This is a genomic window from Streptomyces sp. NPDC087906 (genome assembly GCF_055584925.1).
In genome coordinates, this window is sequence record NZ_JBVJLC010000009.1 from 152,312 (window position 1) to 165,697 (window position 13,386).

At 69.5% G+C, this 13,386-nt stretch carries 12 protein-coding genes and 3 pseudogenes; 7 read left to right on the forward strand and 8 right to left on the reverse strand.

Annotated features, from left to right (window positions below; all coding sequences use genetic code 11):
* The first annotated feature begins 129 nt into the window (after positions 1-129).
* The 3 genes from ACZ63I_RS25175 to ACZ63I_RS25185 all read left to right on the forward strand — a co-directional run bounded on the left by ACZ63I_RS25175 (position 130) and on the right by ACZ63I_RS25185 (position 3,691).
* Positions 130-1,755: an MFS transporter gene (locus tag ACZ63I_RS25175; protein WP_469341259.1), complete on the forward strand. Its 1,626-nt coding sequence runs from the start codon at positions 130-132 to the stop codon at positions 1,753-1,755.
* Between the two features lie 70 nt (positions 1,756-1,825).
* Entirely contained in the window at positions 1,826-2,449 is a 624-nt protein-coding gene (locus tag ACZ63I_RS25180; RefSeq protein WP_469341260.1) for a TetR/AcrR family transcriptional regulator, read from the forward strand.
* A gap of 216 nt (positions 2,450-2,665) precedes the next feature.
* On the forward strand, positions 2,666-3,691 hold the full coding sequence (locus ACZ63I_RS25185; RefSeq protein ID WP_469341261.1) for an endonuclease/exonuclease/phosphatase family protein: 1,026 nt from the start codon (positions 2,666-2,668) through the stop codon (positions 3,689-3,691).
* 40 nt (positions 3,692-3,731) lie between these two features.
* Here the strand turns inward: ACZ63I_RS25185 and ACZ63I_RS25190 are convergent, their stop codons facing one another.
* From ACZ63I_RS25190 to ACZ63I_RS25205, 4 genes are all read right to left on the reverse strand, one after another.
* Positions 3,732-5,492, reverse strand: coding sequence for an NAD+ synthase (locus ACZ63I_RS25190; RefSeq protein WP_469341262.1), 1,761 nt, complete (start codon positions 5,490-5,492; stop codon positions 3,732-3,734).
* A 117-nt stretch (positions 5,493-5,609) separates the two neighbouring features.
* On the reverse strand, positions 5,610-6,266 hold the full coding sequence (locus tag ACZ63I_RS25195; RefSeq protein WP_469341263.1) for a DUF305 domain-containing protein: 657 nt from the start codon (positions 6,264-6,266) through the stop codon (positions 5,610-5,612).
* On the reverse strand, positions 6,263-6,913 hold the full coding sequence (locus ACZ63I_RS25200; RefSeq protein WP_469341264.1) for a DUF3105 domain-containing protein: 651 nt from the start codon (positions 6,911-6,913) through the stop codon (positions 6,263-6,265). The genes ACZ63I_RS25195 and ACZ63I_RS25200 overlap by 4 nt, the downstream gene beginning before the upstream one ends.
* An 80-nt stretch (positions 6,914-6,993) precedes the next feature.
* On the reverse strand, positions 6,994-7,425 hold the full coding sequence (locus tag ACZ63I_RS25205; RefSeq protein WP_469341265.1) for a hypothetical protein: 432 nt from the start codon (positions 7,423-7,425) through the stop codon (positions 6,994-6,996).
* A gap of 80 nt (positions 7,426-7,505) precedes the next feature.
* Between ACZ63I_RS25205 and ACZ63I_RS25210 the strand changes: the two genes are divergently transcribed.
* Together ACZ63I_RS25210 and ACZ63I_RS25215 are read left to right on the forward strand one after the other, a co-directional pair.
* On the forward strand, positions 7,506-8,108 hold the full coding sequence (locus tag ACZ63I_RS25210) for a MarR family winged helix-turn-helix transcriptional regulator (protein WP_469341266.1): 603 nt from the start codon (positions 7,506-7,508) through the stop codon (positions 8,106-8,108).
* A 270-nt stretch (positions 8,109-8,378) separates the two neighbouring features.
* Complete coding sequence (locus ACZ63I_RS25215; RefSeq protein ID WP_041990448.1) at positions 8,379-9,740, forward strand: glutamine synthetase family protein; 1,362 nt, start codon at positions 8,379-8,381, stop codon at positions 9,738-9,740.
* Positions 9,741-10,573: 833 nt separating this feature from the next.
* On the opposite strand, the gene ACZ63I_RS25220 is transcribed toward ACZ63I_RS25215, so the two are convergent.
* Both ACZ63I_RS25220 and ACZ63I_RS25225 read right to left on the reverse strand, forming a co-directional pair.
* The gene (locus ACZ63I_RS25220) at positions 10,574-10,804 is read right to left on the reverse strand and encodes a hypothetical protein (protein ID WP_469341267.1); all 231 of its coding nucleotides are present in this window, start codon (positions 10,802-10,804) and stop codon (positions 10,574-10,576) included.
* Positions 10,801-11,634: a hypothetical protein gene (locus ACZ63I_RS25225; protein WP_469341268.1), complete on the reverse strand. Its 834-nt coding sequence runs from the start codon at positions 11,632-11,634 to the stop codon at positions 10,801-10,803. Before ACZ63I_RS25225 ends, ACZ63I_RS25220 begins: the two co-directional genes overlap by 4 nt.
* 262 nt (positions 11,635-11,896) lie before the next feature.
* Between ACZ63I_RS25225 and ACZ63I_RS25230 the strand changes: the two are divergent.
* Positions 11,897-11,983: pseudogene (locus ACZ63I_RS25230) on the forward strand (glutamine synthetase); the annotation flags it as partial.
* A 31-nt stretch (positions 11,984-12,014) separates the two neighbouring features.
* On the opposite strand, the pseudogene ACZ63I_RS25235 reads toward ACZ63I_RS25230, so the two are convergent.
* A pseudogene (locus ACZ63I_RS25235) lies at positions 12,015-12,332 on the reverse strand (CGNR zinc finger domain-containing protein); the annotation flags it as partial.
* Here ACZ63I_RS25235 and ACZ63I_RS25240 point away from each other — a divergent pair.
* A pseudogene (locus ACZ63I_RS25240) lies at positions 12,322-12,765 on the forward strand (epoxide hydrolase); the annotation flags it as partial. The pseudogenes ACZ63I_RS25235 and ACZ63I_RS25240 overlap by 11 nt on opposite strands.
* Positions 12,766-12,770: 5 nt before the next feature.
* Here the strand turns inward: ACZ63I_RS25240 and ACZ63I_RS25245 are convergent.
* Positions 12,771-13,346 carry a TetR/AcrR family transcriptional regulator gene (locus ACZ63I_RS25245; protein WP_469341269.1) on the reverse strand — a complete coding sequence of 192 codons (576 nt, stop codon included), beginning with the start codon at positions 13,344-13,346 and terminating at the stop codon, positions 12,771-12,773.
* Between the last annotated feature and the right edge of the window lie 40 nt (positions 13,347-13,386).

The following is a 13,386-nucleotide window of genomic DNA, read 5'->3' on the forward strand; positions in this document are numbered from 1 at the left end:
CTCCGCGGGGCTGACGGGAAGTGGGGGTGGGGCAGGCGGGTCTCGCCGGGCCCGCGAGGAGACCCGAAAAGGGCAAAGAGTTTCCAATACGAGACGGTCTCGTATCGAAATTGCCCTACGCTGTTCGCCATGTCCATACCGTCCGGCGGCCCCGCCGCCGCGCCACGCATACCCGAAACCGTCCACCGCAGGCGCTGGGCCATCCTGGCCGTCCTGATGTTCAGCCTGCTCATCGTCGTGCTGGACAACTCGATCCTGAACGTGGCCGTCAAGACCATCGCCGCGCCGAAGCCCACCGGCATCGGCGCCACCCAGAGCCAGCTCGAATGGGCCATCAACGCCTACACGCTCGTCTTCGCCGGACTGCTCTTCACCGCGGGACTGCTCGGCGACCGCATCGGCCGCAAGAAGGTGCTGCTCTTCGGCATCGTCGTCTTCGGCGTCGGCTCGGCGCTCGCCTCGATGTCCGGCTCGCCCGCCGAACTCATCGCGTACCGCGCCCTGATGGGCTTCGGCGCCGCCTTTGTGATGCCGGCCACGCTGGCCGTGCTGATGAACGTCTTCGAGCGCGACGAGCAGCCCAAGGCCATCGGTATCTGGGCGGGCGGTGTGGGCCTCGGCATCGCGATCGGGCCCATCACCGGCGGACTGCTGCTCGAGCACTTCTGGTGGGGCTCCATCTTCCTGGTGAACGTGCCGGTCGCGGCCGTCGCGCTGATCGCCATGGTGCTGCTGGTGCCGGACTCCAGGGACCCCAGGCCGGGGAAGCTCGACCCGCTGGGCGTGCTGCTGTCCATCGTCGGACTCGTCCTGCTGGTGTACGGGATCATCCGCGGCGGCGAGCTGGCCGACTTCACCGCGGCCTCCTCGCTCGGCCCGCTGCTGGGCGGGGTGGCCGTGCTGGCCGGCTTCGTCTGGCACGAGAAGCGCAGCAGCCATCCGGCCATCGACGTCGGGTACTTCAAGAAGCCGGCCTTCGCCGCCGCTGTCGCCGCCATCGCGCTGGTGTTCTTCGCGCTGATGGGCGTGACCTTCTTCTCCGCCTTCTACCTGCAGAGCGTGCGCGGCTACAGCGCGCTCCAGTCCGGGCTGCTGATCCTGCCGCTGGCCGCCGCCCAGATGGTCTTCGCGCCGCGGGCCCGGCTCGTCGTCGACCGGTTCGGCGCGCGCGCCGTCTGCACGGCGGGCATGGTGCTCGTCGCCGCGGGACTCGCGATGTTCGCCTTCTTCGACGCCAGCACGCCCGTCTGGGTGCTGTGCGTCGTCTTCTTCGTCCAGGGCACCGGAATGGCGCACATCATGCCGCCGGTGACCGTCTCGATCATGCAGGCGCTGCCCCGGGAGAAGGCCGGCTCTGGCTCGGCCGTCAACAACACCTTCCGGCAGGTCGGCGGCGCGCTCGGGATCGCCGTACTCGGCTCGGTGCTGTCGGCGACGTACCGCAGCGGCATCGAGGGGCACCTCGGCGCCGTACCGGCCGGGGCCAGGGACGCGGCGGGGGAGTCGATCGAGGCGACCATCGGCATCGCGGAGAAGCTCGGCCCCGCGGGCAGGCCGCTGATCACCTCCGCGCACGACGCCTTCCTGCACGCCATGCACATCACGGCCATCGGCTCGGCCGCCGTGGCGCTGATCGGCGCCCTCGTGGTCGTCCTCTTCCTGCCGGGCCGCCCGGCGGCCGACGGGTCCGGCGAGGCGCCGAACGGCGGCGACGAGAAGCGGGAACCGGCCACGGAACCGGCCGCCCGGCGCTGACGGTCCCGGCCCCCGCCGTGCGGGAGAATCGACAAGGCGGGGGCCCGGGGGACGGCGAGAGGCGGAGTACGTGCAGGCGCGCGATCAGGGTCACGCACCGGAGCAGCGGCGCGGCAGGCCACGCAGTGAAGCGGTCGAGCGGTCGATCCTGGCCGCCGTCGTGACCCTGCTGGAGGAGGGCGTCCCGCTCGGCGCCCTCTCCATCGAGCGCATCGCCCGCACGGCAGGCGTCGGCAAGGCCACCATCTACCGGCGCTGGCGCGGCAAGGAAGAGCTGTTCGTCGACGTCCTGCGCGAGGTCGAACCGCCCGAGCCCGCCCTGCCCGGCACCTCGGCCCTGGACGACCTGGTGGTCATCCTGGAGGCGATGCGGGTACGCGGCCTCGCCCAGCGCTCCTCGGCGATGCTGCACAACGTCTTCGTCGAGATGAAGAGCCACCCCAGGCTGTGGGACGAGTACCACGACACCGTCATCGCACCGCGCCGCGCCGCCGTCTTCGAGGTGATCCTGCGCGCGGTCGCCGCGGGCGAGCTGCGCGACGACGTCGATCCGCAGCTCATGAACGACCTGCTGACGGGCCCCATGCTGATGCGCTCGGTGCACCGCCCGTACGGCGAACTCCCCGACGGCCTGGCCGAGCAGATCGTCCGTACGGTGCTGGAGGGGCTGCGCCCCCGGGGCGAGGACCACTGACGCGCCCGGCGTATGCGGGGCGATGCGGGGCGGACGAGCGCCACATGCGCGTTCTGTCACAGCCGCCGCCCATTCGTCCACGACCGGAACCCCGTGGCCCGTCCGTTACGTCCTCGTGTCCGTACAGCCGTCGCGGGACGGCAACGAAACCGCCTCTCGAATCCCCTAGGGTCATGGGCGGGCGTGCACCACGGCAAGGCAGTGAGGGCGGCGGACATGACGCAGGAGTACACGGCGGAGTCGGTGACGGCCGGCTCGCACCACGAGCGCACGGGGGTCCGACGAGTGCTGAACCCGGTCGACCGCTGGCGGGGCGACCGGAACGTCTGGCGGCGCGGCGTCGTCCTCGCCGTCCTCGCCGTGCTGGTGGCGCTGCTGATGAGCCTGCACTCGAAGATCCCCAACAAGATCGGCAACCTGGGCAGCCTCATCGAGACGTTCCTGCCCTGGTTCGGCCTGCTCGTGCCGGTGATCCTGGTGCTCGCCCTGGTACGCCGCTCGGCGACCGCGCTGATCGCCCTGCTGTTCCCGGCCGTCGTCTGGATCAACCTCTTCGGCGGGCTGCTCCTGGAGAGGGGGGTCAGCGGCGGTGACCTGACCGTCGCCACGCACAACGTCAACGCGGAGAACCCCGACCCGACCGGCACCGCCCGCGACCTCGTCAAGTCGGGCGCCGACGTCGTCGCGCTGGAGGAACTGACGGCGGGCGACGTGCCGACGTACGTCAAGGGCCTTGCGGCGGCGTACAAGTACCACTCCGTGCAGGGCACGGTCGGGCTGTGGAGCAAGTACCCGATGACCGGCACCGAGCCCGTCGACACGAAGATGGGCTGGACCCGGGCCCTGCGCTCGACCGTCACCACGCCCGAGGGCAAGGTCGCGGTCTACGTGGCGCACCTGCCGTCCGTACGGGTCAAGCTGCACGCCGGATTCACCGCCAACCAGCGCGACAACAGCGCCGACGCGCTCGGCGAGGCCATCGCCGACGAACCGCTGGACCGGGTCATCCTGCTCGGCGACCTCAACGGCACGATGAACGACCGCTCGCTGAACTCGGTCACCTCGCAGATGCGCTCCACCCAGGGCGCCGCGGGGGACGGCTACGGGTTCAGTTGGCCCGCCGCCTTCCCGATGGCGCGCATCGACCAGATCATGGTGCGCGGCGTCGAGCCGACCTCGTCCTGGACGCTCCCGAGGACCGGCAGCGACCATCTGCCGATCGCGGCGCGCGTCGAACTCTGAGCCTGCCTGCCCGGGTGGCCGCCTGTCAGGTGGCCGCCTGTCAGTTGGCGGTCTTCTCCCGCCAGCGGTTGGTGATCGGCAGCCTGCGGTCCTTGCCGAAGCCCTTCGCCGAGATCTTCGTGCCCGGCGGGTACTGCCGCCGCTTGTACTCCGCGACATCCACCATCCGCAGGGTCCTCGTCACCATGGCCTCGTCGAAGCCGGCGGCCACGATCGCGTCCTTGCCCTGGTCGCGGTCGACGTACAGCTCCAGGATCCGGTCCAGCACGTCGTAGTCCGGCAGCGAGTCCGTGTCGACCTGCCCCGGGCGCAGTTCGGCGCTCGGCGGCTTGGAGATGGAGTTCTCCGGGATCGGCGGGGTCTGGCCGCGCTCCTCGGCCGCGCGGTTGCGCCACCGGGCGAGCCGGAACACCGCCGTCTTGTAGACGTCCTTGATCGGGCCGTACGCGCCGACCGCGTCCCCGTACAGCGTCGAATAGCCCACCGCCAGCTCGGACTTGTTGCCCGGCGCGAGCACGATCTGGCCCTCTTGGTTGGACAGTGCCATCAGCAGCGTGCCGCGCAGCCGCGCCTGGAGGTTCTCCTCGGCGAGCCCGGTCAGAGCGAGCGAGCCCATGTACGCGTCGAACATCGGCTCGATCGGGACGGTACGGAAGTTGAGCCCGGTCCGCTCGGCGAGATCGGCCGCGTCGCCCTTCGAGTGCTCCGACGAGTACTTGGACGGCATCGAGATCCCGTACACGTTCGGCGCGCCGAGCGCGTCGCAGGCGACGGCGGCGACGAGCGCGGAGTCGATCCCGCCCGACAGTCCGATGAGTACGGAGCTGAAGCCGTTCTTCGCCGCGTACGCGCGCAGCCCCACGACCAGGGCGGAGTAGATCTCCTCGTCCGCGTCGAGCCGGTCGGCGTAACCGCCGGTCAGCTCGGGCTCGTAGGCCGGGAGCGGCTTCTCCGACAGGACGACGCGGTCGATGCGCAGCCCGTCGTCCACGACACCGGTCGGCGGTTCGGGGGCGGCGGCCGGCAGATCGAGATCCAGGATGACGCTGCCCTCGGAGAACTGCGGTGCGCGCGCCACGACTTCACCGTGCTCGTCCACGACGATCGAGTCGCCGTCGAAGACCAGCTCGTCCTGGCCGCCGATCATCGCGAGGTAGGCCGTGGTGCAGCCGGCCTCCCTGGCGCGCCTGCGCACCAGCTCCAGCCGGGTGTCGTCCTTCTCGCGCTCGTACGGTGACGCGTTGATCGACACCAGCAGCCCGGCACCCGCCGACCTGGCGGCCGGCACCCGGCCGCCGTCCTGCCACAGGTCCTCGCAGATCGCCAGCGCGATGTCGACGCCGTGGACCCGTACGACGGGCATCGTGTCGCCGGGGACGAAGTAGCGGAACTCGTCGAACACGCCGTAATTCGGCAGGTGGTGCTTGGCGAACGTCAGCACGACGGAACCGCCGTGCAGCACGGCGGCGGCGTTCTGCGGGGCCCCCGCGGGCTGTCCGTAGCGCGCCTGGGCGTGCTCGGAGCGGTCCAGATAGCCGACGATCACCGGCAGCTCGCCGAAGCCCTCGTCGGCGAGGCGCGCGGCGAGCGCGCGCAGCGCCGTGCGGGACGCCTCGACGAAGGACGACCGCAGGGCCAGGTCCTCGACGGGGTAGCCGGTCAGCACCATCTCGGGGAACGCGACGACATGCGCGCCCTGCTCGGCGGCGTGCCGGGTCCAGTGGACGATCGCCTCGGAGTTCGCGGCGAGGTCGCCGACCGTCGAGTCGATCTGATTCAGGGCGAGACGTAGTTGAGGCACGCGGCCCAGTGTAATCGTCTCTCTGACGCGATGCCGGGCGCGGCCGGGGACATGCACCCCGGCCGCGCCCGGCGATCGCGCACCGCGACCCTTCGCCGACCGCTGCCCGCTGCTCGCTTACGGGCGGGGCTTCGCGCCCCGCTCCTTGAGCATGTCCGCCATCAGCTTGATCTCGGACTGCTGCGACAGGGTCATGCCCTGCGCGAGATCCCGCTCGGTGCCCGGCGCGCACAGCTTCACGCACGCCTCGGCCATGGAGATCCCGCCCTTGTGATGGTCGGTCATGAGCTGGAGGTACAGCACCTCGGCCTGCTTGCCGCGCGCCGTGCGGAGCTGGTCCAGCTCGGTGTTGGTGGCCATGCCCGGCATCAGCGAGCCGTCGTGGGCCTGGTGCATCGCGTGCCCCGGACCCATCTGCAGGTCCATCGGCATCCACGACATCGGCGCCTGGTCGGCCGCCGTCTTCGGCAGCCCCCACAGGTCGAGCCAGCCCATCAGCATCCCGCGCTGGTTGGCCTGGGTGTTGGCGATGTCGTACGCCAGCCGGCGCACGTCCTCGTCGTCCGTGTCGTCGCGCACGATGAAGGACATCTCGACGGCCTGCTGGTGGTGGATCGCCATGTCACGGGCGAAGCCCGCGTCGGCCGACTGCGTCGTCGGGGTGGACGGCCCGCTCGGCCCGTCGTCGTTCCCCGCGGCGATCACACTGGCCGTACCTGCGAACAGCAGCGCCAGCACGACGGCGGTGATCGCCGCCCAGTTGGTGCGGCTCACTTGGGGCCGTCCAGCCCGCCCGTGCAGGCGGCGCCGGGCTCGGGCGTCTGCGCGCCCTGCACGTACTTGGTGAAGAAGGCGTTGACCCGCGGGTCGCTCGCGCTGTCCACCGTGACCTGCTTGCCCCACGCGGTCAGCATGATCGCGCCGGCCTGGCCCTGGTACGGGCTCATCAGCGAGTACGGGGTCTTCGAGACCTTGTCGTCGAGCGCCTTCACGTCGTCGGCCGACGCCTTGTCGGTGTACGTGACCCACACGGCGCCGTGCTCCAGCGCGTGGACGGCGTTGACGTCAGGGATGGCCTTCTTGTAGACCTCCCCGTCGCAGTTGATCCACACCGGGTTGTGGTCGCCGCCCACCGGCGGCTTCATCGGGTAGCTGACGGCCTTCTCGACGTGGTTGCGGGTCAGCTTCTTGGCGTCCCAGGACTTCTCACCCTTGATGGGCGCCTTGGCCGCGGCCTGCTGCTCGTCCTTCTCGTCGGACTTCTTGTTGAGTACGAAGGCACCGAACCCGACGAGCGCCAGCACCACCACGGCGCTGATGGAGATCGTGAGGATGCGGTTGCGCCGCTCGCGCGCGTGCTCGGCGCGGCGCATCTCCTCTATTCGGGCCTTGCGCTCGGCGGACTGGGACTTGGAAGCCATGATGGTGTGTCCTTATGGGGGTGACTGGGGGACGGAGGGGGGTTCCTGACCGGAACCCTGGGCCGGGGAAACCGGCTCCGTCAGGTGCGCAGCACTTGAAGGACATGGAGGTCGGGCGGGCGGGCCCGCGCCCCGCCGGACCGCAGCGACCGGCCGTCGGGACGGGGCAGTTCGAGACGTACGGGCTGCACGTCGGCGCCGAGCGGCGCGGCCGGCGGCGGCACGGTGAGTACGGCGGGGCTCAGATGCGGGAAGAGGCTGCACCCCGTGGGGTCGTACGGGCAGACGAAGGCGGCCTCGGCGGGACGGCCGGGCCCGGCGCCGGTGACGAGGGTCATGCCGGTCGCGGCCGTCGTAACCGTCGTAGCCGTCGTGTCCGCCCCGTCCGTCATGCCGGGGTGGTCGGCGGAGCCGGCGCAGATGAGGAGTGCGGCGAACAGCGTCGCCACGACACCCACCAGCGCCGTGGGACGCGTGACCCGTATTCGCTGACGGTGCCGCGGTCCCCCCATGGGCGCAGATCGTAGTGCGTACGACCCTCGGTAGGGCACAGCGCGGTACGGGAGCGGGGTCCGACGCGGTACAAAGAGCCATGACCGAGCCCGCAGAGCCGCCCTCACCGGACGAATCGGACAGCGTCGGCGAGCCGAGCGCCGCCCCGGACGCTCCGAACGCGTCCGCCGCCCCGGACGCCGAACCGAGCGTCGACGACGTGACCGCCGCGGTGCTGGCGGCGTCCCGGCTGCTGATCGCCGTGTCCGCCCGCTCCCTCGCCGCCGTCACCGACGCGGTCACCCTGCCGCAGTTCCGGCTGCTGATGGTGCTCGCGGCACACGGCGACGCCAAGCTCGTGCGGCTCGCCGAGCGGCTCGCGGTGAATCCGTCCACGGCCATGCGGATGCTGGACCGGCTGATCGCCGCGGGCCTCGCCGACCGGCAGAGCAACCCCGACAACCGGCGCGAGACGATGCTGCGGCTGACCCCCGAGGGGCGCAGGCTGGTCGCCGAGGTGAAGGCGGCGCGCCACCGCGAGGTCGCGGTGATCGTCCAGCGGCTCAGCCCCGGCCAGCGGTCGGCCCTGGTCACCGCGCTGGCCGCGTTCACCGAGGCGGGCGGGGAGCCGGCGATTCCCGGCGACACGGCGGAGGCGTATCCCCCCGGCTGGTCGGACACCCACCCGCGACACGCCTCCTGACCCCTTTCTTTCCCTCCTCTTACCTCCCGTTTTGCTCCCCCTTGCGGCGCCGATTGCGGTCCGCTGTTAGCCGCACGCCGTCTGGGCAGGCACTATGGGCAGCGGGGACGCACTTCCACCCCGTCGCGAGGCCCCGTACAGAACCTCGCAACGTGCTGGAAATCGTGCGGTGGGATGCTCGTGTGCCGATGCGTGCCCCCAGGAGCCCCCCACGTGCCCTCGGCATCGGAGCGGATGGCCTGACCAGCAAAGATGGGTAGGACAGCAAACATGGATAAGCAGCAGGAATTCGTGCTCCGGACGCTGGAGGAGCGCGACATCCGCTTCGTGCGTCTGTGGTTCACCGATGTACTCGGTTTCCTGAAGTCGGTCGCCGTCGCGCCCGCCGAGCTGGAGCAGGCATTCGACGAGGGCATGGGCTTCGACGGCTCGGCGATCGAGGGCTTCGCCCGCGTCTACGAGTCCGACATGATCGCCAAGCCCGACCCGGCGACCTTCCAGATCCTGCCCTGGCGCGCCGAGGCGCCCGGCACGGCCCGGATGTTCTGCGACATCCTGATGCCCGACGGCTCGCCGTCCTTCGCCGACCCGCGCTACGTGCTGAAGCGGATGCTGGCCAAGACCTCCGACCTGGGCTTCACCTTCTACACCCACCCCGAGATCGAGTTCTTCCTGCTGAAGGACAAGCCGGTCGACGGCACCCGCCCCACCCCCGCCGACAGCTCCGGCTACTTCGACCACACCCCGCAGAACGTGGGCATGGACTTCCGCCGCCAGGCGATCACGATGCTCGAATCCATGGGCATCTCGGTGGAGTTCAGCCACCACGAGGGCGCCCCGGGCCAGCAGGAGATCGACCTGCGCTACGCGGACGCGCTGTCCACGGCCGACAACGTGATGACGTTCCGGCTGGTCATGAAGCAGGTCGCGCTGGAGCAGGGCGTGCAGGCCACCTTCATGCCGAAGCCGTTCTCGGAGTACCCGGGCTCGGGCATGCACACCCACCTTTCCCTCTTCGAGGGCGACCGCAACGCGTTCTACGAGTCGGGCGCCGAGTACCAGCTCTCGAAGGTCGGCCGCTCCTTCATCGCCGGCCTGCTGAAGCACGCCGCCGAGATCTCCGCCGTCACCAACCAGTGGGTCAACTCGTACAAGCGCATCTGGGGCGGCTCCAGCCGCACGGCCGGCTCGGGCGGCGAGGCCCCCTCGTACATCTGCTGGGGCCACAACAACCGCTCGGCCCTGATCCGCGTCCCGATGTACAAGCCGGGCAAGACGGGCTCGGCCCGCGTGGAGGTCCGCTCCATCGACTCGGGCGCCAACCCCTACCTCACCTACGCGGTCCTGGTCGCAGCGGGCCTGAAGGGCATCGAAGAGGGCTACGAACTCCCGGCGGGCGCGGACGACGACGTCTGGGCCCTCTCCGACGCGGAACGCCGAGCGATGGGCATCGAGCCCCTCCCGCAGAACCTGGGCGAGGCCATCGCCCTGATGGAACGCAGCGAACTGGTCGCGGAGACCCTGGGCGAGCACGTCTTCGACTTCTTCCTGCGCAACAAGAAGCAGGAGTGGGAGGAGTACCGGAGCGAGGTAACGGCCTTCGAACTCCGCAAGAGCCTACCGGTGCTGTAGGGGCAGGTCAGAGGGTTAACGAACACTTCGCGGGCGGTTCGCTCAGTCAAGTTGAGACGACCCGCCCGCGACCATGATCAGCCCTGGGCCCTCTGTGGGCCGGCAGGCTGAGAAAGGCGGTCCTGGTACAACGCGGTTCATGGCGAGACGGGCCCGCCCTTCGCTGCTGGGGAGCAGGTGCGTGTACGTCCGCAGAGTAAACCCGGGATCTGTGTGCCCGAGGTACGTGCTCAGAGCCTTGATGTTCTCTCCCGCGTCAAGGCACCCGGCTGCGCTCCGCTCCGCCGGGCGCGCTTCCCGGCTCTGGCTGCGCCCGCGCTCCTGCCTTCGGCCCGCTCGGCGCTGCCGCCGCCGACACACGCCCGCAGTGGATAGGCCCGGAGGGGCATGAGACGAGACCAAGCCCGCGGCTTCAAGACATGCCTCCGGCGGGGGCGCTCAGACTCCGGGATGGGAGGGCCGCCGTTCGCGAGTGCCGGCCGGAGCGTGGCGAGCGTCGTGGGGCTCCCATCCCGACCACCTTCGACCCAGGCGGAGCCGAGCAGTCGCGGCCCAGGGCGTCAAGGTCGTTCGTACAGTGGCGCGCTCCACCTTGACGCCCTGAACCACGCCCGCTCCACGGTGTGTGGGTCGAAGGCGAACGGGATGGGAGTCGGGTGGATCGTGGAGGCGGGAGCCGGTGGAGGGTAAAGCCCAAGGAAAGAGGGTGGCGTCCGCTTGATCCGACTGCTACGCTCCGTGATCGAAGATCAGCGTAGCGACGGAGCGTAGCAGTCGGATCAAGTGGACGCTGGTGGGCAGCCGCGTCTACGGCGTGGCTCGCAAGCCAGATGTCACGCCATGCGGGCGGCGAGCTCGTCCAGGCCCAGGAAGTAGCGAGCGTGAGTCTTCAGAAGGTCGTTACGGTTCTTGGCCCCCAGGACCACAACCTCGACGTTCGAACACCCCTTGAACTCCCTCTCCGTGGCGAAGCGCGCACGTAGGGCATCCTGGCGGCGGTCATACTGCTCTTCGCGCAGCAGTCGACCAGCGGAGCGGTCGTACACCACAAGGACATTCGTCATGCCTCTACCGTACCAAGCTGCTCCATGGTTGGCACAGGGGTCATGTCGCCCATGCGGGTTCTGAAATCGGCTAGGTCATTTTGCACGTACTGCCACAACTTCCGCATTTCTGGATGATCTGGATCTGTGCCAGCCGCTTCCTCTTGCTCCAGCGCCTCGATAAGCTCTGCCATCGCCAGTGCCGACCTGACCATGGCTTCGTGCACGGCGAAGGACGTGTCGTGTAGCTCCCGCAGGCTGGCCAGCCTTTCTGGCGACGCATGCCCATGTGCGGCCATGATCACGTCCCACCACTCGATGGGTGGCTCGCCGTATCGGATACCGCGGCCGACCAGGTCTGCCAGCTTCTCGAAGACGTCCGCCCACTCGTGCTGCCACCGGGTGCGCACCTGCACCTCGACGGCCACTCCCTCGGGGTAGATGACCACATGCACGGCGCGATAGCCGGCGCTTGGGTTCTTCCGGCGGTCAATGAGTTTGGGCTCCCGAGGGCAGCTCTTCGCGAAGAGGTCCATGATCAGCGCCGTAACGGCATCCTGTTCGACCCGTCCGGTTGCCAGTACAACGCGCATGCCCGCTAGATCCTGGATGCTCTTGAGCCATGAGCCCCCATGGCGGTGAAGCTTCTCCAGGATCGTTCCAGTGTTCTTGATCCGCCCCGTCGGGTTGAATCCCAGTTCTCGAACGTCATCCATGGCCGATGCCAAGATTTCGTCGTAGGCAACGAGAAGCTCGTTGAGTAGAGAGAGATCCTCTTCCGCAGGATCCCCTTGGGTGATCAATCGCTTGCCCAGGCGCTCGATCTGGGACTTGCTGCACGGCAAGGTCATAGGACAGTTCTAGCAGTGCTTGACCGCCTGCCGATCGCAACAGGGGGCGATGACAGGGGCCTGGCGGGCTTGGTGCACGACGAGCGCTGGACGCACCCCCTTAGGGGCGCGCTTCGGCGTAGCCCACAGGATCCGCGCTGGGCCGTCTCGGGGCCGTGGAAGGTCACTCAACGGTGACTATCGTTGACAACCATTGACAGCTCGGCACCTGGTCACAGCGATGATCAGTGCATGACCGCAGTTCGGAGGGGCCTCACATCACTTCCTGCGCAACAAGAAGCAGGAGTGGGAGGAGTACCGGAGCGAGGTAACGGCCTTCGAACTCCGCAAGAGCCTCCCGGTGCTCTGACTCCGGACGGAACACCACGCGGGGCCGACGGTCACTGACCGTCGGCCCCGCTGTCTTTGGCGCCGGCAGCGGCGTCGGCACCGTGCCTGTGGGCATGGAAACGCGCCTTCTTCTGACGGTTCCCGCACGTGTTCATGTCGCACCATCTGCGGGTGCGGCTCTGGCTGGTGTCGAAGAAGGCCGCTTGGCAGGTCGGCGAGGCGCACAAGGCCAGTTTTCCGTCTCGCTCGCCGGTGATGATGCTGATCGCGTCAGCCGCGATGACTCCCAGGGCGTCTTCCACGGAGGACGTCGAGCTGAGCCGCCAGCGCCGATTGCCCTCGGGCGTCAGGACGGCCGCGGCCCGCCCGCAGACCATCGGCTACTCGCTCGTCGACTCACCGGTCGGGCTGCTCGCCTGGATCCTCGACAAGTTCGCCGAGTGGACCGACACCGAGGACAGCCCGTTCGAGACCATCTCCAGGGACCGGCTCCTCGACAACGTCACCCTGTACTGGCTGACCAGGACCGGTGCGTCATCGGCCCGTATCTACTACGAAAGCCACGCCTCGCTCGACCCTGAACTCCGGGTCGACGTCCCGGCGGCGATCAGCACGTATCCCCGCGACATCGAGAAGTACCCGCGCCCCTGGGCGCAGGAGCGGTACCGCCAGATCGTCCGGTGGGAGTCGCCCGAAGCCGGAGGGCACTTCCCGTCGTTGGAGGTCCCCGAGTATTTCGTCAAGGATCTACAGGACGGCCTCGCGGCGGTGCTGGCCGCTCATGCCGGACCGCGGGGGTGAGGGGATCAGCCCAGGACTCTGGCGGTGAAGGCGGCCAGTTGGGCGCGCATTCGCTCGCGCGGTACCCGCTCCTTTTCGGCCAGGTGCTCGATGAGGTCGGCGCGGGTGGCGGCGAGGAGGGCGTGGGCGGTGAAGTCGGTGTCGGTGAGGTCCGGGATCTGGTCCAGTACGTCGCGGAGCAGACGGTGCCAGCGCTCGTAATGCCCGGCCTGGTAAGGGCTGTTGCTCCCGACCTCCTCCAGGGCCAGCGCGAGGCGGCGGTTGTCGAGTTTGAAGCAGAGGACGGCGTCGAGCAGGGCCGGCAGGCGGTCGCGGGGTGGCGCGGCGGGGCCCAGGGGTGGGGGGCCGGTCTCGATCGCCTCTCTGAGCGGTTCGAGTCGCGTCTCGTACAGCGCGCGGAGCAGCCCGGGACGGTCGCCGAAGGCGCGGAAGAGCGTGCCCTTGCCGACGCCGGCCGCCGCCGCGATGTCGGCCATGGTGATCTCTTCGGGGCTCTCGCTGCGGGCGAAGAGCGCGTCGGCTGCCGCGAGGACGGCTTCGCGGTTGCGGGCGGCGTCCTTGCGGGGCTTGCGCTCGGTCATGGTGCTCCTCCATTTGCGAAACGGACCCCGGGTCCGTATC

Coding starts and splice junctions, on each gene's coding strand:
- ACZ63I_RS25175 (WP_469341259.1), top strand. CDS start 130: ATGTCCATACCGTCCGGCGGCCCCGCCGCCGCGCCACGCATACCCGAA.
- ACZ63I_RS25185 (WP_469341261.1), top strand. CDS start 2,666: ATGACGCAGGAGTACACGGCGGAGTCGGTGACGGCCGGCTCGCACCAC.
- ACZ63I_RS25200 (WP_469341264.1), bottom strand. CDS start 6,913: ATGGCTTCCAAGTCCCAGTCCGCCGAGCGCAAGGCCCGAATAGAGGAG.
- ACZ63I_RS25205 (WP_469341265.1), bottom strand. CDS start 7,425: ATGGGGGGACCGCGGCACCGTCAGCGAATACGGGTCACGCGTCCCACG.
- ACZ63I_RS25210 (WP_469341266.1), top strand. CDS start 7,506: ATGACCGAGCCCGCAGAGCCGCCCTCACCGGACGAATCGGACAGCGTC.
- ACZ63I_RS25215 (WP_041990448.1), top strand. CDS start 8,379: ATGGATAAGCAGCAGGAATTCGTGCTCCGGACGCTGGAGGAGCGCGAC.
- ACZ63I_RS25220 (WP_469341267.1), bottom strand. CDS start 10,804: ATGACGAATGTCCTTGTGGTGTACGACCGCTCCGCTGGTCGACTGCTG.
- ACZ63I_RS25225 (WP_469341268.1), bottom strand. CDS start 11,634: ATGACCTTGCCGTGCAGCAAGTCCCAGATCGAGCGCCTGGGCAAGCGA.
- ACZ63I_RS25245 (WP_469341269.1), bottom strand. CDS start 13,346: ATGACCGAGCGCAAGCCCCGCAAGGACGCCGCCCGCAACCGCGAAGCC.